General features: G+C 41.9%; 28 protein-coding genes. 25 read left to right on the forward strand and 3 right to left on the reverse strand.

Annotation, left to right across the window (positions count from 1 at the left end):
- The first annotated feature begins 18 nt into the window (after positions 1-18).
- From ciss_RS03830 to ciss_RS03865, 8 genes are read left to right on the forward strand one after another with little or no spacing between them, the layout of a single operon-like run.
- Entirely contained in the window at positions 19-1,035 is a 1,017-nt protein-coding gene (locus ciss_RS03830) for a major capsid protein (protein WP_077177424.1), read from the forward strand.
- 12 nt (positions 1,036-1,047) lie between these two features.
- Positions 1,048-1,242: a hypothetical protein gene (locus ciss_RS03835; protein WP_075864984.1), complete on the forward strand. Its 195-nt coding sequence runs from the start codon at positions 1,048-1,050 to the stop codon at positions 1,240-1,242.
- 4 nt (positions 1,243-1,246) lie between these two features.
- Positions 1,247-1,570: a hypothetical protein gene (locus ciss_RS03840; RefSeq protein ID WP_077177425.1), complete on the forward strand. Its 324-nt coding sequence runs from the start codon at positions 1,247-1,249 to the stop codon at positions 1,568-1,570.
- The gene (locus tag ciss_RS03845; protein ID WP_075864985.1) at positions 1,567-2,130 is read left to right on the forward strand and encodes a phage tail protein; all 564 of its coding nucleotides are present in this window, start codon (positions 1,567-1,569) and stop codon (positions 2,128-2,130) included. Before ciss_RS03840 ends, ciss_RS03845 begins: the two co-directional genes overlap by 4 nt.
- Positions 2,127-2,585 (forward strand): hypothetical protein, encoded by a 459-nt coding sequence (locus ciss_RS03850; RefSeq protein ID WP_075864986.1) that lies wholly within the window; start codon positions 2,127-2,129, stop codon positions 2,583-2,585. Before ciss_RS03845 ends, ciss_RS03850 begins: the two co-directional genes overlap by 4 nt.
- On the forward strand, positions 2,582-2,857 hold the full coding sequence (locus ciss_RS03855) for a hypothetical protein (RefSeq protein WP_075864987.1): 276 nt from the start codon (positions 2,582-2,584) through the stop codon (positions 2,855-2,857). Before ciss_RS03850 ends, ciss_RS03855 begins: the two co-directional genes overlap by 4 nt.
- Positions 2,858-2,861: 4 nt before the next feature.
- Positions 2,862-4,313, forward strand: a complete 1,452-nt coding sequence (locus ciss_RS03860) for a phage tail sheath family protein (protein WP_075864988.1) — start codon at positions 2,862-2,864, stop codon at positions 4,311-4,313.
- A 14-nt stretch (positions 4,314-4,327) separates the two neighbouring features.
- The gene (locus ciss_RS03865; RefSeq protein ID WP_075864989.1) at positions 4,328-4,849 is read left to right on the forward strand and encodes a phage major tail tube protein; all 522 of its coding nucleotides are present in this window, start codon (positions 4,328-4,330) and stop codon (positions 4,847-4,849) included.
- A 49-nt stretch (positions 4,850-4,898) separates the two neighbouring features.
- On the opposite strand, the gene ciss_RS03870 is transcribed toward ciss_RS03865, so the two are convergent.
- A complete protein-coding gene (locus ciss_RS03870; RefSeq protein ID WP_075864990.1) occupies positions 4,899-5,198 on the reverse strand; it encodes a hypothetical protein in 300 nt (99 codons plus the stop codon).
- Between the two features lie 49 nt (positions 5,199-5,247).
- Here ciss_RS03870 and ciss_RS03875 point away from each other — a divergent pair, with 49 nt between their 5' ends.
- The 13 genes from ciss_RS03875 to ciss_RS03935 all read left to right on the forward strand — a co-directional run bounded on the left by ciss_RS03875 (position 5,248) and on the right by ciss_RS03935 (position 14,549).
- Complete coding sequence (locus ciss_RS03875) at positions 5,248-5,532, forward strand: phage tail assembly protein (protein WP_075864991.1); 285 nt, start codon at positions 5,248-5,250, stop codon at positions 5,530-5,532.
- Between the two features lie 26 nt (positions 5,533-5,558).
- Positions 5,559-5,690, forward strand: a complete 132-nt coding sequence (locus ciss_RS13665) for a hypothetical protein (protein ID WP_268874193.1) — start codon at positions 5,559-5,561, stop codon at positions 5,688-5,690.
- A 3-nt stretch (positions 5,691-5,693) separates the two neighbouring features.
- A complete protein-coding gene (locus ciss_RS03880; protein WP_075864992.1) occupies positions 5,694-8,090 on the forward strand; it encodes a phage tail tape measure protein in 2,397 nt (798 codons plus the stop codon).
- Positions 8,083-8,292, forward strand: coding sequence for a tail protein X (locus tag ciss_RS03885; protein ID WP_075864993.1), 210 nt, complete (start codon positions 8,083-8,085; stop codon positions 8,290-8,292). Before ciss_RS03880 ends, ciss_RS03885 begins: the two co-directional genes overlap by 8 nt.
- The gene (locus ciss_RS03890) at positions 8,292-9,305 is read left to right on the forward strand and encodes a phage late control D family protein (protein WP_075864994.1); all 1,014 of its coding nucleotides are present in this window, start codon (positions 8,292-8,294) and stop codon (positions 9,303-9,305) included. Before ciss_RS03885 ends, ciss_RS03890 begins: the two co-directional genes overlap by 1 nt.
- The gene (locus ciss_RS03895) at positions 9,305-9,784 is read left to right on the forward strand and encodes a phage baseplate assembly protein V (protein ID WP_075864995.1); all 480 of its coding nucleotides are present in this window, start codon (positions 9,305-9,307) and stop codon (positions 9,782-9,784) included. The genes ciss_RS03890 and ciss_RS03895 overlap by 1 nt, the downstream gene beginning before the upstream one ends.
- 12 nt (positions 9,785-9,796) lie before the next feature.
- Positions 9,797-10,186, forward strand: coding sequence for a phage tail protein (locus ciss_RS03900; RefSeq protein WP_075864996.1), 390 nt, complete (start codon positions 9,797-9,799; stop codon positions 10,184-10,186).
- A 32-nt stretch (positions 10,187-10,218) separates the two neighbouring features.
- Positions 10,219-10,515 carry a GPW/gp25 family protein gene (locus ciss_RS03905; RefSeq protein WP_088775855.1) on the forward strand — a complete coding sequence of 99 codons (297 nt, stop codon included), beginning with the start codon at positions 10,219-10,221 and terminating at the stop codon, positions 10,513-10,515.
- Positions 10,508-11,629 carry a baseplate assembly protein gene (locus ciss_RS03910; protein ID WP_075864998.1) on the forward strand — a complete coding sequence of 374 codons (1,122 nt, stop codon included), beginning with the start codon at positions 10,508-10,510 and terminating at the stop codon, positions 11,627-11,629. The genes ciss_RS03905 and ciss_RS03910 overlap by 8 nt, the downstream gene beginning before the upstream one ends.
- Positions 11,622-12,185: a phage tail protein I gene (locus tag ciss_RS03915; RefSeq protein WP_075864999.1), complete on the forward strand. Its 564-nt coding sequence runs from the start codon at positions 11,622-11,624 to the stop codon at positions 12,183-12,185. Before ciss_RS03910 ends, ciss_RS03915 begins: the two co-directional genes overlap by 8 nt.
- Positions 12,186-13,031 carry a phage tail-collar fiber domain-containing protein gene (locus ciss_RS13455; protein WP_075865000.1) on the forward strand — a complete coding sequence of 282 codons (846 nt, stop codon included), beginning with the start codon at positions 12,186-12,188 and terminating at the stop codon, positions 13,029-13,031.
- Positions 13,032-13,375: 344 nt separating this feature from the next.
- Entirely contained in the window at positions 13,376-14,344 is a 969-nt protein-coding gene (locus tag ciss_RS03930) for a Kelch repeat-containing protein (RefSeq protein WP_075865002.1), read from the forward strand.
- Between the two features lie 13 nt (positions 14,345-14,357).
- On the forward strand, positions 14,358-14,549 hold the full coding sequence (locus ciss_RS03935) for a DUF4907 domain-containing protein (protein ID WP_075865003.1): 192 nt from the start codon (positions 14,358-14,360) through the stop codon (positions 14,547-14,549).
- Positions 14,550-14,729: 180 nt separating this feature from the next.
- On the opposite strand, the gene ciss_RS03940 is transcribed toward ciss_RS03935, so the two are convergent.
- Positions 14,730-14,948, reverse strand: coding sequence for a hypothetical protein (locus tag ciss_RS03940; RefSeq protein WP_075865004.1), 219 nt, complete (start codon positions 14,946-14,948; stop codon positions 14,730-14,732).
- Positions 14,949-15,027: 79 nt separating this feature from the next.
- Between ciss_RS03940 and ciss_RS03945 the strand changes: the two genes are divergently transcribed.
- From ciss_RS03945 to ciss_RS03960, 4 genes are all read left to right on the forward strand, one after another.
- Complete coding sequence (locus ciss_RS03945; protein ID WP_075865005.1) at positions 15,028-15,441, forward strand: phage holin family protein; 414 nt, start codon at positions 15,028-15,030, stop codon at positions 15,439-15,441.
- On the forward strand, positions 15,431-16,180 hold the full coding sequence (locus ciss_RS03950) for a peptidoglycan recognition protein family protein (RefSeq protein ID WP_075865006.1): 750 nt from the start codon (positions 15,431-15,433) through the stop codon (positions 16,178-16,180). Before ciss_RS03945 ends, ciss_RS03950 begins: the two co-directional genes overlap by 11 nt.
- Before the next feature lie 242 nt (positions 16,181-16,422).
- Positions 16,423-16,662 carry a hypothetical protein gene (locus tag ciss_RS03955; protein WP_075865007.1) on the forward strand — a complete coding sequence of 80 codons (240 nt, stop codon included), beginning with the start codon at positions 16,423-16,425 and terminating at the stop codon, positions 16,660-16,662.
- Positions 16,655-17,689 (forward strand): hypothetical protein, encoded by a 1,035-nt coding sequence (locus ciss_RS03960; RefSeq protein ID WP_075865008.1) that lies wholly within the window; start codon positions 16,655-16,657, stop codon positions 17,687-17,689. The genes ciss_RS03955 and ciss_RS03960 overlap by 8 nt, the downstream gene beginning before the upstream one ends.
- A gap of 211 nt (positions 17,690-17,900) precedes the next feature.
- Here ciss_RS03960 and ciss_RS03965 read toward each other — a convergent pair whose 3' ends face one another.
- Complete coding sequence (locus tag ciss_RS03965; RefSeq protein ID WP_075865009.1) at positions 17,901-18,254, reverse strand: hypothetical protein; 354 nt, start codon at positions 18,252-18,254, stop codon at positions 17,901-17,903.
- Positions 18,255-18,940: the final 686 nt, after the last annotated feature.

The raw sequence follows: 18,940 nt of genomic DNA on the forward strand, positions 1-18,940 counted from the left end.
ATGAGGAGGGGATAATAAATGCCTATTGATCTTTTTTCTACCCGTACAATGTTGGAAGCCGTCCAGCAAATGCAGCCAGTACGGACCTTCCTTAAAAGCACTTTTTTTGTAAACGAAAGAACCTTTGATACTGAATATGTGGATGTTGATATTATTAAAGGTAAAAGGCGGATGGCTCCATTTGTAAGTCCAAAAATAGGCGGGAAAGTTGTTGAGAGACAAGGATATCGTACTAATACCTATAAAGCTCCTATGCTTGCACCTAAGTTGCCGACAACTGCTGAGCAATTATTAAAACGCTTGCCTGGAGAGCCTCTTTATTCCGGCATGTCTCCGGAGGACCGGGCAGCGGAACAGCTTGGCAGAGACCTTGCCGAATTAGATGAAATCATTACCCGGCGGGAAGAGTGGATGTGTGCCCAGGCGTTGTTTACCGGGCAAATTCATATTACCGGAGATGGAGTAGACGAAATAATTGACTTTGGACTCACCAATAAAGAAGTTCTTACCGGAACCGCAAAGTGGAGCGACCCGAACTCTGACCCCTTGGCCGACTTGAAGCGCTGGCGTCAGGCTATTATTAAGGCTTCCGGATTTAGCCCAGATATATTAATTATGGCTTCTGACGTGCTTGATGCTTTTCTTGGCCACAGCAAAATTCAGCAGTTGCTTGATCTAAGACTGGTTGATACCGGGCAGATTAATCCGCAAACCTTGCCTAACGGTACCACCTATATCGGCCGTATTGCAGAGTTAGGGGTGAATATTTACACTTACGACGAGTGGTACCTTGATGATGATGGCAACGAAAAGCCGATGGTACCTGAAAAAACGGTACTTATGGCCAGCACTTCCGCAAGATTTGACCTCTTATATGGTGCTTACGTTGACGTCGAAGAAGGTGTTTTTGATTTACCACGGGTGCCCAGGTCCTGGGTAGAAAAAGATCCGTCGGTGCGCTGGGTTCAGATGATTTCCCGTCCGCTACCGGTGCCGCAGCACATTGACAGCCTTTATGTTGCTACGGTTCTGTAGGCGGTGGTTAACATGGCCTTAAAAGCTTTATGGAGGATAAAAGCTGGCAACATGATTTATGAGCCCGGTAGTATTATTACCGGGCTCAATACTTTAGAAGAGGAAGAATTAGTGGCACTTAGGGCGGCTGAAAAAGTTAAGGAGGAAGTAGTTAACGAGGAACGCAAACCTGAACAGGAACAAAGCCCCAAGAAAAAACGGAAGTAGTGATATGGTGACGTTTAAAGATTTCATAACACGGGATTTAGATTATTTTTTTAATTTAAATGAATTTGCCGAATTGCACGATATAGATGGCCGTGAAGTACCGGCAATAGTTGATAGCGATATCCTGAAAATCAGAAGCGATAACAAATATGAGCGTTACGATGGAGTTTACAAAGGAGAAGTAACCGTATATGTTAAAGCAAGCGATTTTGTAAGCCGGCCGGTATTTGGGCAGCATCTGCGGCTTGATGGAAAGCTATACCTCGTTGTGGAATGTAATGAAGTTTCAGGCATTTTGGAAATTGTACTGGGAGCGAATGAATCATGATTACGGTTAGCGCTGAACAAATGAAAAGAGCAGAGTTACTGCTTAAAGGGATTCCTAAAGGAGTTGAGAAAGCAGTAGCTGCTGCTCTTAATCGAGCTGCCGAAGGAGCGAGGACTGTTGCAATAAAAAAAGTACGTGAACGTTATTACATCAAAGCAAAAGATGTAAGAGATACGATTGAAATAAAAAAAGCAACGATAAGTAATCCAGTTGCTCTTATAAGAGCTTCTGGAAGTCCAATTGCACTGTCAAAATTTCGAATTACTCCATCTGCTCCCCCGGCAAAAAGACGTAAAAAACCAATAATTGCAAGAGTAGTGAGGGGAGAAGGCGGGCCAATAAAAGGAGCTTTCGTGGCAAGAATGCAATCAGGGCATATAGGAGTATTCAGGCGCATTGGGAAGGAACGCTTGCCTATTACCGAACTTTACGGCCCTTCAGTTCCCCAGATGCTTGGCCATGAGACGGTAACAGAATATGTTGAACAAATAGCCAGGGAACGGTTAGAAAGCCGACTTGAACACGAGATAAACCGTATATTAAGGGGCGTGGGTAAATGATTACACCAGTTATTTTGATAGATGAGTTAAAGGCGTTTATTGAAGAAGTAGTTCAAAATTATAGACTGGAAACGAACCAGCAAAATAACGTAAAACCGCCCCAGGTAGTTACAGGCTATTTGCCGCCAAAAAATTCAGGACCGGACCCGGATTTCCCTTTTGTAATAGTACGGTTGGCCGAGGGAGTAGATAAAGAGGAAGGAGCTACTGTTACCGTTAAGATTATTGTTGGTGCTTATTCAGAGGATTCGCAGCAAGGGTGGCGTGATGCTGCCAATATGATTCAACGTATCTGGCAAGAACTTTTTAAGCGGCGGGTAATAGCCAGAAAATTTCGAGTTGAATATCCAATGAAGTTTGAAATTCCTGAAGAACAGCCGTATCCTCACTGGATCGGGGTCATGACTACTGTTTGGACGGTTGCTCATCCTGTAATGGAGGAGGTTGATTTATGAGCGGCAAGAATACTAAATCCGCTCCCAAATCTGAGAGGTTAATTTACTGTGGCCCAAATATTCCTGGAGGTATTCTGCAACGCTACACAGTATATAAAGGCGGTTTGCCATCCCATCTTGGCGAGCTTTTTGAAAAATGCCCGGCAGTAAAAAGGTTATTTGTTTCAGTAGAAGATTTAGCCAGGGTTGAGACTGCTATTGCAACCAAGGGAACACCGGAGCATTCCGCTTTTCAAGAAGTGCTCCAATTTACAATGAAAGGTGGTGCCTAGTTAGATGACCTACAAACACGGTGTTTATGTTTCGGAGATACCGACATCCGTAATTCCGCCGGTCCGCACCAGTGCCGGATTACCGGTGGTTTTTGGTACCGCACCAATAAATCTGGCAACCGAACCTGCACCGGTAAACAAACCTGTACTTTGCTACACTTATGAAGAGGCTGTAAAACAATTTGGTTACAGTGATGACTGGGCCAATTATACTCTGTGTGAGTTTATAAAATCCCATTTTGCTTTATTTAATGTTGCACCGGTGGTCCTGGTTAACGTCCTTGATCCAGCTGTTCATAAGCAGCATGTAACTGCTGAAAATGTAACTTTAGTAGATAATAAGGCGATACTTGCTAATTTTGGTGTACTTAAGGATTCTGTAGTAGTAAAGAGTCAGGACGGTGCTACTACCTATACGCTTAATACCGACTATACGGTGGAATTTGATAGCGACGGAAAGGCGGTTATCTATAGGTTAACTACTGGTACCATGCCGGCTGGCGCTACATTAAAAGTGGACTATGACTATCTTAATCCGGCGGCAGTTACAGCAGCGGATATTATAGGTGGTGTGGACGTTGCTACCGGAGCTTATGAGGGATTGGAACTCTTGAACAAGGTTTTCCCGATGTATCGGTTGGTACCCGGTATGGTCCTGGCCCCAGGATGGTCTCAAGACCCAACGGTGGCTGCGGTAATGGTAGCCAAGGCCAGCAATATTAATGGGCACTTTAAATGTATTGCGCTAACTGATGTACCAACAGACACTGTAAAGAACTACACGGATGTTGCGGCCTGGAAAAATGATAACAATTATACTTCTTCTCGCCAGGTTGTCTGCTGGCCTAAGGTGAAGCTTGGCGAGGAGAAATATCATCTTTCCACTCAGTTGGCCGGGGTAATATGCCGGACAGATGCAGAAAACGATGATATTCCGTATGCCAGCCCTTCGAATAAGTCTTTGCAGGCTAATGGGGCGGTATTGGCGGATGGTACGGAGATAACATTGGGGCCGGATCAGGCTGCATACCTGAATGGTCAAGGCATAATTACTGCTTTGAACTTTATTGGCGGTTGGAAGGCCTGGGGTAACCGGACCGGGGCCTATCCAGCAGTAACAGATCCGAAAGATGCATTCCTACCTATTCGCCGGATGTTCGACTGGATAGCCAATACTCTGGTGCTTACTTTCTGGCAAAAAGTAGATTTTCCGATTAACAGGCGGTTGGTGGAAACAATAGTTGACTCGGCTAACATCTGGTTTAACGGTCTTGCGGCAAGGGGTTATATCCTTGGCGGCCGGGTGGAATTTATCCCTGAGGAAAACCCGGAAACGGATCTATTGGATGGCATTATTCGCTTCCATGTGTATGTCACTCCGCCGTCGCCGGCCAGGGAGATTGACTTCGTTGTTGAGTATGACCCAGAATACCTTAAGGCATTGTTTGCCGCTTAAAGGGGGTGTAACACTTGAATCAAGTTCCGGAAAAATTAATAAATTTTCGTGTTTATGAGGATGGCATTGACTTACTTGGTATAGCCGACGTAGAGCTGCCATCAATTGATGCCATGACCGAGACGATTAAGGGCGCAGGGATTGCTGGTGAAGTAGAAAGTCCGGTCCTCGGACATTTTGGTAATATGTCCTGCAAGGTTAACTGGCGAACTGTTGTGAAGCCTACTGTTCATCTTGCAGCGCCGCGTGCTCATAATTTAGATTTTCGTGGGGCAACACAAATTTATGATGCTGGTTCGGGTGAATATAAAGTACAACCCTTAAAAGTTACAGTTAGAGGCATCCCCAAGAAAACGGAACTTGGGAAACTCGAAGTAGGTGCAGCAGGTGACGCTTCTAATGAGTTTGAAGTGGTTTATTTAAAGGTAGTTGTAGACGGGGCAGAAGTTTTGGAGATTGATAAATTTAATTATATCTGCAAGGTTAATGGGGTTGATTATTTGCAGCAGGTACGCCAAGCGTTAGGATTAAGCTAAGACAAATAAGGCCCGCCTTCTTAAACAGGTGGGCCTTATATTATCATTATTACTTTTGGCTAAAGTAACGTTTTGCAAATTTTATACGGCGGTATATTGCAAATGGAGATGGTGATCTTGTTGGTTTATTGTCGCCAAAGAAATTTTCATACAAATAAATGATAAAAATTATTACGCCAAGAACAAAACCAGGCCAAAACGCCCATTTGCCGATAATACTTTGTAGAAAAGCACCCAACAAGAAACCAAAAATACTCGAAAAAGCCAATACAACTCCAGAAACAAACAAAACAAATAAAATTGTTGCAACGTAATAGATGATATCAGAAATTAAAGCGAAAATATTCATGAAAATCCCTCCCTATCCAAAATTATACTACGAAAGGGGTTTTAAGACGATGGGGAAGATAATTTTTTCCAAGCCATGCGTTTTTGAAGGAAAGGAATATACTGAAATAATTCTGGATTTTGAGTCGCTAACAGGACAGGATTTAATTAATGCTTCAAATCAGGCCCGTGCCTTAGGAGATAATTCTCCTGTTTTAGAGCTATCCAAGACGTATTTAGCAGTGATAGCGGCTAAAGCTGCAAAAGTTCCTGTAGATATGATACTTGCATTGCCGGCAAAGGATTTTACTAATGTTACATTATCGGTACAGAATTTTTTATTAGAGCAGATTTAACCGGATGCGATATTCGTAAGACTTTAATGAAAACTGTTATTATCATGGCTGCAAAAACTTATACTCCTATTTCTTTTTGGTTGAGTATGCCTGTTTTAGAGTTAATTGATTGGCTTGAGGCAATAGTGGAAGTGGTGCCCGGCAAAGAGAGGGATTAAAACATGGCTCGGATGTTTGAATTTGTTTTTCAACTTGCAGGGAAAATAAATTCCTCGTTTAGTGGTACATTTACTTCAGCTGGAAGCAGACTTCAGAAGTTAAGTCAGCAAGTAGCTTCTTTTAATGCAGATCTACGAGAACTTGAAAGGGCTCAAAAGGCCGGTAAAATTACCGCTGAAGAATATGCAGCGGCTTATGCAAAACTATCAGCTCAGCTGCAAAAGGCATCTTCCAAGCTATCTGACCAAATTCAGAGGACCGAAAAAGCAGCTAAAATTCAGGAGAAAATAAGTAATTTTCGGGATAAGATGCGTGGTAACTTGCTTGGAGCGGTTGAAACTGGGATTACTCTTGGCGCACCGGTGAAAGCAGCTATTGAGTTCGAATCGGCAATGGCTGATGTAAGGAAAGTAGTCGACTTTGAAACACCTCAGCAATTTAAACAGATGGGGAAAGATATATTAAACCTTTCAACCAGAATACCTATGGCCGCAAAGGATCTGGCTCAGATTGTTGCAGCTGGAGGTCAGGCGGGGATTGCTCGGAATGAACTACTTAGTTTTGCAGAGAGTGCTGCCAAAATGGGGGTAGCTTTCGATATAACAGCTGAAGAAGCCGGGCAGATGATGGCCGAGTGGCGAACAGCGTTTGGTATGAACCAAAAGCAGGTCAATACCCTGGCCGACCAGATAAACTATCTGGGTAATACAACTGCTGCCTCAGCACCTAAAATTTCCGAAGTTGTACGCCGGATAGGACCGCTTGGTGAGGTTGGCGGTGCGGCCGCTGGTCAAATTGCTGCTCTGGGGGCCACAATGGTATCAGTCGGTATCCAAGAAGAAATTGCTGCAACAGGGATAAAAAATTTGATTCTCGGGCTTGTAGCAGGTGAAAGTGCAACAAAATCTCAAGCAGAAGCTTATAAAAAGCTTGGATTAAACGCTAAATCAATGGCTAAAATGATGCAAAAAGACGCTCAGGGGGCAATACTGAAAGTCTTAGAAGCGCTTAAAAAATTGCCAAAAGATAAACAGGCAGCCGTATTGACCGACCTCTTTGGAAAAGAAAGTGTTGGAGCTATTGCACCGCTTCTTACAAGACTTGATGAATTAAAGAAAAACTTTAAGGCGGTTGGAGATTCCAGTAAATATGCCGGCAGCATGCAAAAAGAGTTTGAAGCACGTTCCGCGACTACCGAAAATAGTTTGCAATTACTCCGGAACCAGATTCAAAAGCTAAGTATATCAATTGGTGAAATTTTAAGACCGAAGGTAAATGATATTGCTAAACTTTTAGCAAAAGGTGCAGAATGGGTGCAAAGATTCGCGGAGAAGCATCCTGGATTAACAAGAAATGTGGTGCTGGGAACTGCTGCAATCCTCGGTGCAAGTGTTGCTTTAACGGGGTTGGGTTATATCATTAGTATCATAATTAGCCCATTTGCGACTTTGTATTCTTGGATAATAAAATATAAAACAGCTACTGAAGGAGCTACTATAGCACAAAGAGCGTGGAATGCAGCTAAAAGAGCTGGACAAGGATTATTAAATGTTGGGCGGTTAACTTTATACCATGCAAAAACTTTAGCTATTACAGCAGCTACCAAAGCCTGGACAGCAGCACAGTGGTTATGGAATGCGGCAATGAATGCGGGTAAGGGATTGCTTTCAGTAGGTCGTCTTGCGCTCTATCATGCAAAAACTTTGGCTATTAATGTAGCTACCAGAGCCTGGACTGCTGCTCAATGGCTATTAAACGCAGCTTTATCTGCAAACCCTATTGGTTTAGTCGTCGTTGCGGTAGCAGGTTTAGCAGCAGGGTTGTATCTACTTTATCAGCGAAGTGAAAAAGCTCGGGCTATAATGAATAAGCTTTGGGAAGGATTAAAATCTGGTGCTGCCTCGGCAATAAACTTTGTGATTGATAAAATTAACTATTTGATTATTAAACTAAATTCTTTTATTGATAAGCTAAATAAAATTCCGGGTATAAATATTGGACACATTGATACTATTGGTCGGGTTAATTTTGGGAAGAAAAAAGGTACAAGTGCTATAAGTACCAATGCTCTTATTAATGAAAAGCTAAAGCTAAAAGGCCATGCTGAAGGTGGTATATTTACTAAGCCTCATATTGCCTGGTTTGCTGAAAAGGGACCGGAAGCAGTTGTACCGCTGGATGGGTCAGCCAGGGCAAAGTCTATCTGGGCGAGTGCAGGAGAAGCTCTTGGAGTATTTTCGGGGAGCGGTCCTAATATCACTTATGCACCGGTCTATTATATTTACGGCGGTAGTGATGTAGAGCAGCATGTTCGGAGGGCAGCAAAATCCGCTGAAGATGATTTTGCTAGACGTTATAAAGCTTTCCTGCGTCAGGAAAGGCGGTTGAGTTATGCGTGAGTATATAACTGTTCAGGGTGATACATGGGATATTATTGCTCTAAAAGTTTATGGTAGCGAAATATATATGACAAAACTTATAGAAGCCAATCCAGAACACCGGGAAACGGTGTTTTTTAGTGCCAATGTAAAACTTAAAGTTCCTGAGATAGAAACTCCTACATCGACAACTCTTCCGCCCTGGAAGCGTGGTGAAGAATAATGGCTGAATCCAGGCGGGCTAAGCTTTATTTAAAATACAACAAAAGAGATATTTCCGCCGATCTTTCCCCTTATTTGCTTAGTTTTTCATATACCGATTATGCCAGCGGAAAGGCTGATGACCTGCAAATAACCCTCGAAGATAAGGCTGGGATATGGAATGCGTCCTGGATGCCGGAGAAGGGGGCTACTCTTTCGGCGTCTTTAATAGTGCAGCACTGGGAGAAAGAAGGAACGACGAAGAAACTTCCCTTAGGCACGTTTGAGGTAGACGAAATAGAATGTTCTGGACCTCCCAATGTTGTTACAATCAAGGCGGTTTCCGTGCCGGTATCATCTTCGCTGAGAGGAGAAGATAAAACTAAAGCATGGGAAAAGACTAGGTTATCTGTAATAGCCAAAGATATTGCTAAAAATGCTGGTTTAAAGCTATTGTACGATACGAATTACAATCCGACTTATGACCGCATTGAACAGACCGCCGAATCAGATCTTTCTTTTTTACTCCGGCTATGCGAAGATGCTGGCTTAGCCCTGAAAATTACTAACAAACAAATCGTAATTTTTGACGAAAGTAAGTATGAAAAAATGGCTCCAATTACTACTATTACTCGGGGCAAATCACCGGTTATTTCATATGACGGAGTATCGGCAACTCGTGAAGTTTACTCGGCGGCCCGGGTGGAATATGAAGGTCGCAATAAAAAAGTTATCAAATATACTTATAGACCACCAAATCGCCCTAAAACCGGGAAAATGCTTATTATTAATGAAAGGGTTTCAAGCTTGGCTGAAGCGATAAATTTGGCAAAAATGCGACTTAGACAACAGAATAAGGAAGAAGTAAAGTTCAGCCTTACTATGCTCGGTGATATTCGGCTGGTTGCTGGAGTTACTGTGATGATAAAAGGCTGGGGTAAGTTTGACGGTAAATATTTCGTAGAGACGGCAGAACACAGCGGCCCTGGGTATACGATACGGCTGGAACTTCGCCGTGTATTGGAGGGGTATTGATGGAAAATATCTTGAAGAATCTTATCAAAATTGGACGTGTATCCTCTGTAAACCCAAATACAGCAACTGCCAGGGTATTATTTGAGGCACAGGGCCTTGTTTCCCATGACTTACCCGTCCTTCAGCGTCAAACATTGAGGAATAAAGATTACTGGCTTCCGGATGTAGGAGAGTATGTAGTTTGCATTTTTTTGCCAACCGGAAATGCTGATGGGTTTATTCTCGGTTCCATATATTCTGACGATGACCAGCTACCCGCAAGCAGCAAAGATAAAAGGGTTATTCTATTTGAGGACGGGACGAAATTAGAATATGACCGGGCGTCGCATACATTAACCATTAATGCTGTAGGTCCAATTAATATTGTTGCTTCCGGTAATATCAACGTTACTGGGGACGTTATTGCCGATGGGATTTCCCTTAAAAACCATGTTCATCCGGAAAATGATTTGGGTGGCCCAACCGGTCCGCCGCTGTAGGTGGTGAGAAACATGATAGGAGCTTTAGGTGATGTGGTATTTGTTGTGTCGGATAAGACAATCCGTACATTTGACGATTTTGAACGCAGTGCAGAGGGCCGGTGGGCTAAGCATGACATACACCTTGCAAAGCCGAAATTGGAGTTTTTGGGGCCAGAGCTTGAAACAATCAGCTTTTCTATGCGTTTTGACGTGTCCTATGGAATTAATCCCAGAAAAGAACGGGATAGATTAGCTAAACTGGCACGGTCCGGCAAAGCAGTTCCCCTGGTGATAGGAGGCAAAAAGTTAGGTGACAAACTTTGGGTCGTTAAATCGTTAAAAGAGAAATGGAGTAATGTGGATAATCGGGGCAATGTTCTTGTTAGCGTTATTGAAGTTGAACTGGAAGAGTATGTTTAAGGAGGTGAACCACTCTGGAAGAATTTGAGGTTGTGGCTGGAACTGGAGAAATTGATTTTGCTCCGTCTTCTGAAGTTGCAGAAATCTTACAAAATGTACGGACCATAATCAGCACTCCTAAGTATTCTGTACCTTTAAATCGGGAATTTGGTGTTGCAATTAGCTGGCTGGATGAACCGCTGACAGTGGCTCAAGCAAGATTAACGGCTGAGATAATTACTGCAATTGAAGAATGGGAACCACGAGTTACTGTTACCCAGGTAAGTTTTGACGGTGACCCCCAAGAAGGTGTTCTCCGACCGAAAGTGAGGGTGAGGTTAGTTGAGTAGCTTAAAAAATCTACCAGAAATTGAATTTGTTTCAACCGACGTAACTGAAATTGAGGAGAATATTATAACGGTTTATGAAAGTTTATCGGGACGTAAGCTGGCTCCTGGTGACCCTGTAAGACTATTTTTGCAAGCAATTGCAGCTATTATTGCGCAGCAGAGGGCCTTAATTAATTATGCAGCAAAACAAAATCTCCTGGCATACGCAGAAGGGGTTTACCTGGACCACATTGGAGCACTGGTAAGAACTGAAAGACTGCCGGCAAAAGCAGCACAAACCACGTTGCGCTTTATTTTATCCTCACCTCAACCACAAGCGGTCGTTATCCCTGCTGGTACCAGAGTAACACCGGACGGCGAAATATTTTTTGCAACGGTTGATGCAACAACAGTTCCAGCCGGGGCTACTCAAATTGATGTTTTGGCAGAGTGTACTACGCCAGGAACAATAGGCAATGGCTGGCTGGTTGGACAAATTAATAAGCTGGTTGATCCTTTGCCGTGGATCCAAAAGGTAGAAAATATTACTTCCAGTTCTGGCGGAATGGATGAGGAAGATGATGAAAGTTACCGCGAGCGAATAAGAGGCGCTCCAGAAAGTTTTTCTGTAGCTGGCCCTGAAGAGGGTTACAGGTACTGGGCAAAGACGGCACACCAATCTATTGTCGATGTTTCTATAACTTCGCCGGCACCCGGCCAAGTGGAAATTCGTCCTTTATTAGAAAACGGCGAAATTCCGAGCCAAGAAATATTAGATGCCGTTGCTGCAATTTGCAATGACAAGAAAATAAGGCCACTCACAGACCAAGTATTAGTATTAGCTCCTGAAGTGGTCAATTATAATGTGGAGCTTACCTATTATGTAGCCTTAGAAAATGCGTCTATGGTGACAAGCATTCAGGAAGCAGTAACAAAAGCAGTAGATGACTATGTAGGATGGCAGAAGTCCCGGTTAGGCAGGGATATTAATCCTTCAGAATTGATTGCCAGAGTAATGGCTGCCGGCGCCAAAAGAGTAGAAGTTATATCGCCAGTATTTACCCAGATTGCCCCTACCCAGGTAGCTATAGCTGGTATTGTTTCTGTACAATATGGGGGTTTAGAAGATGATTAATATTCGAGAAATTCGGTTAATAGATATTTTACCGCCAAATATTGCTCAGGATAGCAAGGTTAGGTCCGCCGCTGAAGCACTGGACCGGGAATTACAGGCGGTTACATCTGCTATTGACCAGTGCTTGCTCCTATCCAGAATTGAAGAATTACCCGAGTCGGTAGTCGACCTTCTGGCATGGCAGTTTCATGTGGATTTTTACGTTGCAGGGCTTTCGATAGAGCAAAAGCGGATCCTGTTAAAGAATTCATTGATCTGGCACATGAGAAAGGGTACACCAGCAGCGGTTGAAGAAATAATAATGGCTTTATTTGATGATGGTAAGGTGGTAGAATGGTGGGAATATGGAGGGGAACCATATAAGTTTAAAATTGTCACCAATAATGCTGCAGTTACTAAAGAAAAGGCACTTGAATTCATCAAGCTATTGGAATCTGTTAAAAATGCCAGATCGTGGTTAGAAAAGATTGAAATTACCATAACGGATAGTGTTCCTTTTTATTTTGCTGGCGTGGTTTATATGGGTGACAGATTAGAACTGAGGCAGGTGGTTTAAATGGCTGCATTTGGCGGGCTAATCATTACAAATAGGGGACGGGCTTTGCAGGCAAAGGTGCAAATTGGTGCTCAGTTAACTTTTACGAGAATAGCAGTTGGTGATGGGGAATTAGGCGGGAGTTCTATTCTGGACCTTACTGGACTTAAACACGAAGTCAAATCGCTATCCATCTCCAAAATTAAAACACTTTCTGGTGGTAGAGCCCTTGTTGGTACTGTCCTAAGTAATCAGGACATAACACAGGGCTTTTATTTACGTGAAATAGGAGTTTTTGCCCAGGATCCGGATCTTGGAGAAATATTATATTGCTACGGTAATGCTGGTGCTTTAGCCGAGTACATCCCAGCCGGCGGAGGAGCGGATATCATTGAGAAACAAATTGATATTATAACCATCATCGGCAATGCCTCAAGCGTTAGTGCAGTCATAGATGAATCACTTATTTTTGAAACCCCGACTGGAGCTCAGGAAAAAGCTAATGCGGCAGAAAGTAACGCAAAAGCTTACACGGACCAGCAAGTTGCTTCCAGGGTTTTAAACTCCGGCGGTGTTCCCTCCATCGAGGCGGGACCGGACGCCAATAAGCCCGTCGCGGGAACAGCAGGGCGGATTTATATCGCTACGGATACAAAAATAATCTACCAGGATACAGGAACAGCGTGGGAAAAACGGGGCGTGGTGAAGTGGGATGATATTGAGGGGAAGCCATCCACATTCACGCCGTCCGCTCATAAATCCACCCACGCAAGCGGTGGTGCGGACGCCATTTCTCCGGAGGACATAGGCGCAGCTACGCTGGCTTACACCGATGGTTTAGCAACTCGCTGGATAATGGAATATTAGGGGGAGTGATTTATTATGTGGACACCTATTGAAATTTACCAAGGCCAACCAGGAACTGCTGAAACTACGTTTGCCACTGTTCCTTCCGGTAAGCAGTGGGTTATAAAAGAAATCATCCTCTGCAATACCACCACCACTGACCGTACCATTACTATACACGTCCGGAGGGGTGGTGCAGCAGCGAATGTAACGTGCCGGATTGCCTCTTCATTGACAGTAAAGGCCAACGAGACAATTTACTGGCCATGCTCCATTGTCCTAAATGCAGGTGGCGTTCTATCGGGTTTCGCGTCTGCGGCATCTGCTATAACTGTTACCATTTCTGGAGAGGAGAGAGTAGTCTAATGAGTGGACGCAGACGACCGATGAAAATCGAGGCAGCGCAAAGTTTGTGGAGGGTGCCTCCAATATTTGAAGTTCTGGTAGAGGGGACTTTTACAGCAAGAGCTGCTACGCCTGCTACTATTGACTCTGGTGGCGCTCTTGTCTATACTGGTGGCGATTACATCTATGCTTTTCGGGGTGGTTTTACTACCAGTTTTTACCGTTATTCTATTAGCGCTAATACTTGGGCAATAATGGCAGCTATACCTGCCGAGGTTGGTGCTGGCGGTGCACTTGTCTACACTGGCGGTGATTACATTTACGCTTTTCGAGGTTATGACCGTTTTACTGGTACTGGTTCTGCTGACTTCTACCGTTACTCTATCAGCAATAATACTTGGGTAAAGATGGCTTCTGCACCTGCTGGCGTCAGTGCTGGCGGTGCACTTGTCTACACTGGTGGTGATTATATCTATGCTTTCTTTGGTGGCTATAATAATGGATTCGCTCGTTACTCTATTAGTGCTAATACTTGGACTTGGATGGCTTCTACGCCTGCTGGTGTTGAGGTAGGTGGTGCTCTTGTCTATACTGGAGGGGATTTCATTTACGCCTTTCGAGGCAACTCCAGCACCGACTTTTGGCGTTACTCCATTAGTGGTAACTCGTGGACGGCAATGGCTTCTGCACCTGCTGGCGTCAGTGCTGGCGGTGCACTTGTCTACACTGGCGGTGATTACATTTACGCTTTTCGAGGTGGAGGCTATATCGATTTCTGGCGCTACTCTATTAAGGCTAATGCTTGGACAATAATGTCATCTTTGGTACCTGCTGGTGTTAGTGTTGGTGGTGCTCTTACCTATGTAGGCCCTGTAACCACTGGATTTATCTATGCTTTTCGAGGTAACATCTCTACTGATTTCTGGCGGATGCCTCTTGTACCGGTTGTTTCAGTTTCACTTGACTCATGGCAACCATGGATGAGATAGGAGGTGCGTGATAGTGCAAATCGAGATTTTTGAGATTGAAGGTGGTTTTGGTTATCGTATTATTGATAATGAAAGAAACATTTACATTGAACAGCCGTTTAAGCCAAACGTTGTAGGCTTCCAGCTAATGACCAAAGAAGAAGCGGAGCAGATAGCTACGGAAGTTGTAAATGAATTACTAAAACAAATAGGAGCTACGCAGTAGAATTTAAAAGAACATTTGATATTATTTTGGTTAGATTTTTAGTTAGAGCTTTTGCAAACCAAGGGTAGCCACGCTGCCCTTTTTTTGTTGCAGGAAGGAGGCGCAGAAATGGACAATAATCGCAAATATGACCATGTTACCACTATTTCATTCAACAGTAAAACCCCCACTTAGGGGGTTTTACCATCTTTTGTAACCTTTTTTGCCGGTGTAGGGGTTGTAATTGCCCCAAGAGCTCCAGTTGTTATAGCGGTAGCCGTCGGAGTAGCTGCGATAATGTGGCTGGACATAAGTGCCATTACTGCGGAAATATCCTCTTACACGAACTGCGGCAAATACCGGGGCGGTGGTTGTTAGTAAAATAGCTGCGGCAAGAAATAAAGCAACCCATTTTTTCATTTAATCACCTCCTTAGCTAAAAAATACCATCCAAAAAATTAATTTGTAAAGTTTAAATTACCGAAAGGGGGATATTATCATGAAGCTCGATTATGCCCTAGACTACGGCAGGTACGTTTTTGCCGCGCTTGGAACGGTACTCGTTACATTATTAGGGGGGTGGGATAAATTGCTACAGGTACTGGTGCTCTTTGTGGTGACAGATTACATTACAGGGGTTGTGGCAGCTTGGTTCGAGAAAAGACTTTCCAGCGAAGTTGGAGCAAAAGGCATACTAAAGAAACTTCTCATCTTTGCCGTCGTAGCAATTGCCACCTCCCTGGACAAAATGACCGGTACCAACGAGGTATTCCGGTCCCTCGTGGTTCTTTTTTACGTGTCAAATGAGGGACTAAGCGTAATTGAAAACCTTGGTAAGTGTGGAGTGCCGGTTCCTGGAGCACTTAAAGAGGCAATCCTGAAGCTTAAAGAAGGTGAGAAAAATGTTAATTAAGCGCGGGGATAAAGGTAGCCAGGTTGTAGAAGTGCAAAAGATGTTGAAGCAACTTGGCTACCTTAAAGATAAGGTAGATGGCGTATTTGGTTCCAATACCGAAAATGCAGTGAAAGCATTTCAGAGGGTGAAACAAGTCAAAATAGATGGCATTGTCGGGCCGGTAACGTATGGGCTTTTAAAGCAAGCATATCAGCAAGCATTAAAGCAGCAACAGGCCAAACTTCCAGCAAATACGATATTAACCCCAATTATTAAGCCTGCTCCTAAAAAAGTGAAAGGAACACCGATTAAAAAGGCAGATATAAAGTATATTGTAATTCACCATTCAGCGTCTACTAAACCTTTAACATGGAAGCAGATTGACGCAGAACACAAAAGAAAAGGCTGGTCAGGTTTTGGATATCATTTCTTAGTTGACCCGGATGGAACGATTACTGCTGGCCGTGCTCTAAATATAGAAACTATTGTTGAAACTAACACAATAGCTGCGGGTGCCCAGGCAAAAGGATTGAATTTACAGAGTATTGGAATATGTTTTAATGGAAACTTTGAGGAAGAAGAACCAACTCCAGAACAAATTACAGCAGGAAAGCAGTTAGTGCGATGGTTAAAATATAAGATTTTAAATAAACCTCAGACGCTTGGCCATAAGGAAGTAGTCAAAATAGTACCTGGAGCAACAATTACCGCCTGCCCCGGACGCAATTTTCCCCTTGATGCATTTAAAAGCCTCTGATCCGTGCCCCATCTGCGAAAGCCTGTGGGACGGCGAGGGGATATGCCCGGACTGCGAATTAGATTTGGCACTGAAAACCCCCGGTTGAGGCCGGGGGATTTTTGATTATTAGGACTAAATGACGGGCATAATATAGTATTAATAAAAAATGTGGAAAGGAATGATATGTTATGATAATATTGGAATTGATAGGAAGATTTATGTCGAAAACTTTTAAGAAAGGACATGAAAGGGGGATTTTATTGAAGAAAGGCGTGATAAAAGCAGTTCATGATGATGATTTAGAACAATTTTTAGATTCATTAGGCTTATTAAAGAAAATAAGGAAAGGTAAAATGCGTTGTGCCAAATGTAATACTACTATAACTTTAGAAAATTTTCAATGTGTGTATCCTGAAGAGGGGAAAATTAAAGTTTGTTGTTCAAAGTTAGAATGTTACAGAAAAGTAATTAATTGGGGGGAAGTTATAATTAATGAGTAACATACCCTGGTTATCTATTCTATTTTATTTGCCTTGGGGTATAATTTTTGTATTACTTTATTTAATTTTTTTTCATATTGAAAGGATTGAATTAGTAGTATCTAAAATTTACGGGTATTTTAGGTTTATGAGCAAAACTTTTGAGAAAGCTGCTGTTTCAAAACATATACGGGGGACAATTTTATCTTTTACTAAGGAATTAAATCGAGAACTTAAAGATATTGCTCCATATGATTTAAAAATACAATGGGTTAAAGAAGAAAATAAAGAAACATTTCTTAAAGAAAATCAAATAATTTTGAGAATGTATAAATACGATAATCAAGCAAAAAATGTTGTTGTTGCATTAACAGAATATGTAGAAAAGGGAATTATGCCAAAAGCTAAGAAATATATACATAAAAATGTATCACGAGCAACCGACCTTGCAATTACCAGAAAAATTCTTATTTCAAGATTTTCAGATTCTTTAGATTACTTTGATGAAGAATTTTTAAAACCGTTGCTTAACGATGATGAACTAAAAGAAACATTTTTTAAAATAAAAGATTTAGATGAAAGTGGAATGTTAACACAAGTGGTACTGCGGGAATTTATTGAACTTGGGAAAAAACTGTATCCAAGCGTACCGGATGAAAACATAAAAAAAGAAACACAAGAATTTATCAATTATCTTTATGAAATTGCTACAAAGGAACCAGGTAATTATACAAATCTTTGTTTTAATAAAGGCTATATAAAAGTAGCTGTTGTATTAATTGCAAACCAAGAAACTTACAACCTTTATGGGAAAAAACCTTATCCTAGAAGAATAAAGATAAATTTAGATGCTGGCATTGATACAGTGTATGTCATAGCTCCGCTAAAATATAGAAAATTATTACAAGAAGTTGTAAATGAAATAAAACGCGACGATCGTATTAAAGGTTTAAAAGAATTTAATTACTATTATATGTTAAATAGAAAAAAGATAAAAAGCATATGCGTAGCTTTATATACTAATACTGGTTTAGATAAAGCATCTTAATACGTCTATTTCTACCAGCTGAAACCAAAAGTTTTTGGTGCCATTTTATTTCCCTAAACACGCAAAAATGCTCAAAGTGGAAAAATACAAGTAAAATTTAATTACGTTTTCTTAACACAAAGGTCGGAACTGTGGTTTTCGTACGGTACGCCCCGCCTCCACCAAAATGACAGCAAAAAAGACCTGCGCTTTGCAGGTCTTTTGTAATAATTTAAGGCTTTATTCTTTTAAGATTGAAAATATCGGCATCGTGGTTTGCAAGCTTAAACAGGGCATAGTCCAACTTTTCGGTATGTTCTTTAAGAGTTTCTTTTACTTCCTGCATATCCTTTTTTAAGATAGTAACATCGCTTTTAAGCACTGCAACGTCGCTTTTAAACACTGCAACGTCGTTTTTAAGCACTGCAACATCGCTTTTTAAATCTACATCCTGTCTTAATTCTTTCATGTCACTTCTTAATTCTTCAATGGCGGCATTGTTGTTTTCTACAATGCGAATTAATTCGGTAAGCATATTAGTTATCTGGTCTAAACGGCCTTCAATTTTAACATAGTCAACAGACATAAAATCACCACCTAAAATTATGGTGTTTTCAAGAAAATCATAACATATTTTTAAAACTTTTTAAATGAACTTGCCTAAATCTTTTTTGCGAAAATGTAGGTACAATTTGCGCATCTTTAGGGACAAAAATGCCCATTTTTCAAGGGGTGCAGGATTTTAACTGACAAAGTTGGGAGGATTTTTTCAACATACATTTAATAAATTTTTTAAGCGTAGTTGATTCCTCAAGGATCAATTGCGCTTTTTGCTTTTTTAAAATTCATAAAATCCAATGCCTACGACAATATGACCAGTGAAACCGCGAGCGACGTTAAGACAAACACTTAGCTCTATAATGAACTTAACAGGTTAAAAGAAATAACATATTATGATTGTAAGAAGACTACCTACATTTATGACGCCATTGGTAATAAGCTAAGTATGGCCGATTCCAGCGGCCCCACCACCTATGAATATGCCATGGCCATAGTACTGGAAGGGGACGCTTGGAAGGGCCGAAACGTTTGGCTGGTTCTACAAATGTTTAAAAAAACTGTTCGCTTTGCAAGCGAAAAGTCCTAGAAAACTCAATATTTTAATTTAAATATTGACTCTTAATCCAAAAGTGTTAGTCTAAGAAAAGATAAGTTATAATTTTTTGCAGACCTTGTTTTTTTGAAAACTTAAGAAAAGGAGAATGGCGTTAC

The sequence above is a fragment of the Carboxydothermus islandicus genome (genome assembly GCF_001950325.1).
GTDB lineage: Bacteria > Bacillota > Z-2901 > Carboxydothermales > Carboxydothermaceae > Carboxydothermus > Carboxydothermus islandicus.

What these genes read in the sequence shown, in the direction of transcription:
- ciss_RS03830 (WP_077177424.1), top strand. Translation starts at nt 19, where the DNA reads ATGCCTATTGATCTTTTTTCTACCCGTACAATGTTGGAAGCCGTCCAG.
- ciss_RS03835 (WP_075864984.1), top strand. Translation starts at nt 1,048, where the DNA reads ATGGCCTTAAAAGCTTTATGGAGGATAAAAGCTGGCAACATGATTTAT.
- ciss_RS03840 (WP_077177425.1), top strand. Translation starts at nt 1,247, where the DNA reads ATGGTGACGTTTAAAGATTTCATAACACGGGATTTAGATTATTTTTTT.
- ciss_RS03845 (WP_075864985.1), top strand. Translation starts at nt 1,567, where the DNA reads ATGATTACGGTTAGCGCTGAACAAATGAAAAGAGCAGAGTTACTGCTT.
- ciss_RS03850 (WP_075864986.1), top strand. Translation starts at nt 2,127, where the DNA reads ATGATTACACCAGTTATTTTGATAGATGAGTTAAAGGCGTTTATTGAA.
- ciss_RS03855 (WP_075864987.1), top strand. Translation starts at nt 2,582, where the DNA reads ATGAGCGGCAAGAATACTAAATCCGCTCCCAAATCTGAGAGGTTAATT.
- ciss_RS03860 (WP_075864988.1), top strand. Translation starts at nt 2,862, where the DNA reads ATGACCTACAAACACGGTGTTTATGTTTCGGAGATACCGACATCCGTA.
- ciss_RS03870 (WP_075864990.1), bottom strand. Translation starts at nt 5,198, where the DNA reads ATGAATATTTTCGCTTTAATTTCTGATATCATCTATTACGTTGCAACA.
- ciss_RS03875 (WP_075864991.1), top strand. Translation starts at nt 5,248, where the DNA reads ATGGGGAAGATAATTTTTTCCAAGCCATGCGTTTTTGAAGGAAAGGAA.
- ciss_RS13665 (WP_268874193.1), top strand. Translation starts at nt 5,559, where the DNA reads ATGAAAACTGTTATTATCATGGCTGCAAAAACTTATACTCCTATTTCT.
- ciss_RS03880 (WP_075864992.1), top strand. Translation starts at nt 5,694, where the DNA reads ATGGCTCGGATGTTTGAATTTGTTTTTCAACTTGCAGGGAAAATAAAT.
- ciss_RS03885 (WP_075864993.1), top strand. Translation starts at nt 8,083, where the DNA reads ATGCGTGAGTATATAACTGTTCAGGGTGATACATGGGATATTATTGCT.
- ciss_RS03890 (WP_075864994.1), top strand. Translation starts at nt 8,292, where the DNA reads ATGGCTGAATCCAGGCGGGCTAAGCTTTATTTAAAATACAACAAAAGA.
- ciss_RS03895 (WP_075864995.1), top strand. Translation starts at nt 9,305, where the DNA reads ATGGAAAATATCTTGAAGAATCTTATCAAAATTGGACGTGTATCCTCT.
- ciss_RS03900 (WP_075864996.1), top strand. Translation starts at nt 9,797, where the DNA reads ATGATAGGAGCTTTAGGTGATGTGGTATTTGTTGTGTCGGATAAGACA.
- ciss_RS03915 (WP_075864999.1), top strand. Translation starts at nt 11,622, where the DNA reads ATGATTAATATTCGAGAAATTCGGTTAATAGATATTTTACCGCCAAAT.
- ciss_RS13455 (WP_075865000.1), top strand. Translation starts at nt 12,186, where the DNA reads ATGGCTGCATTTGGCGGGCTAATCATTACAAATAGGGGACGGGCTTTG.
- ciss_RS03930 (WP_075865002.1), top strand. Translation starts at nt 13,376, where the DNA reads ATGAGTGGACGCAGACGACCGATGAAAATCGAGGCAGCGCAAAGTTTG.
- ciss_RS03940 (WP_075865004.1), bottom strand. Translation starts at nt 14,948, where the DNA reads ATGAAAAAATGGGTTGCTTTATTTCTTGCCGCAGCTATTTTACTAACA.
- ciss_RS03945 (WP_075865005.1), top strand. Translation starts at nt 15,028, where the DNA reads ATGAAGCTCGATTATGCCCTAGACTACGGCAGGTACGTTTTTGCCGCG.
- ciss_RS03950 (WP_075865006.1), top strand. Translation starts at nt 15,431, where the DNA reads ATGTTAATTAAGCGCGGGGATAAAGGTAGCCAGGTTGTAGAAGTGCAA.
- ciss_RS03960 (WP_075865008.1), top strand. Translation starts at nt 16,655, where the DNA reads ATGAGTAACATACCCTGGTTATCTATTCTATTTTATTTGCCTTGGGGT.
- ciss_RS03965 (WP_075865009.1), bottom strand. Translation starts at nt 18,254, where the DNA reads ATGTCTGTTGACTATGTTAAAATTGAAGGCCGTTTAGACCAGATAACT.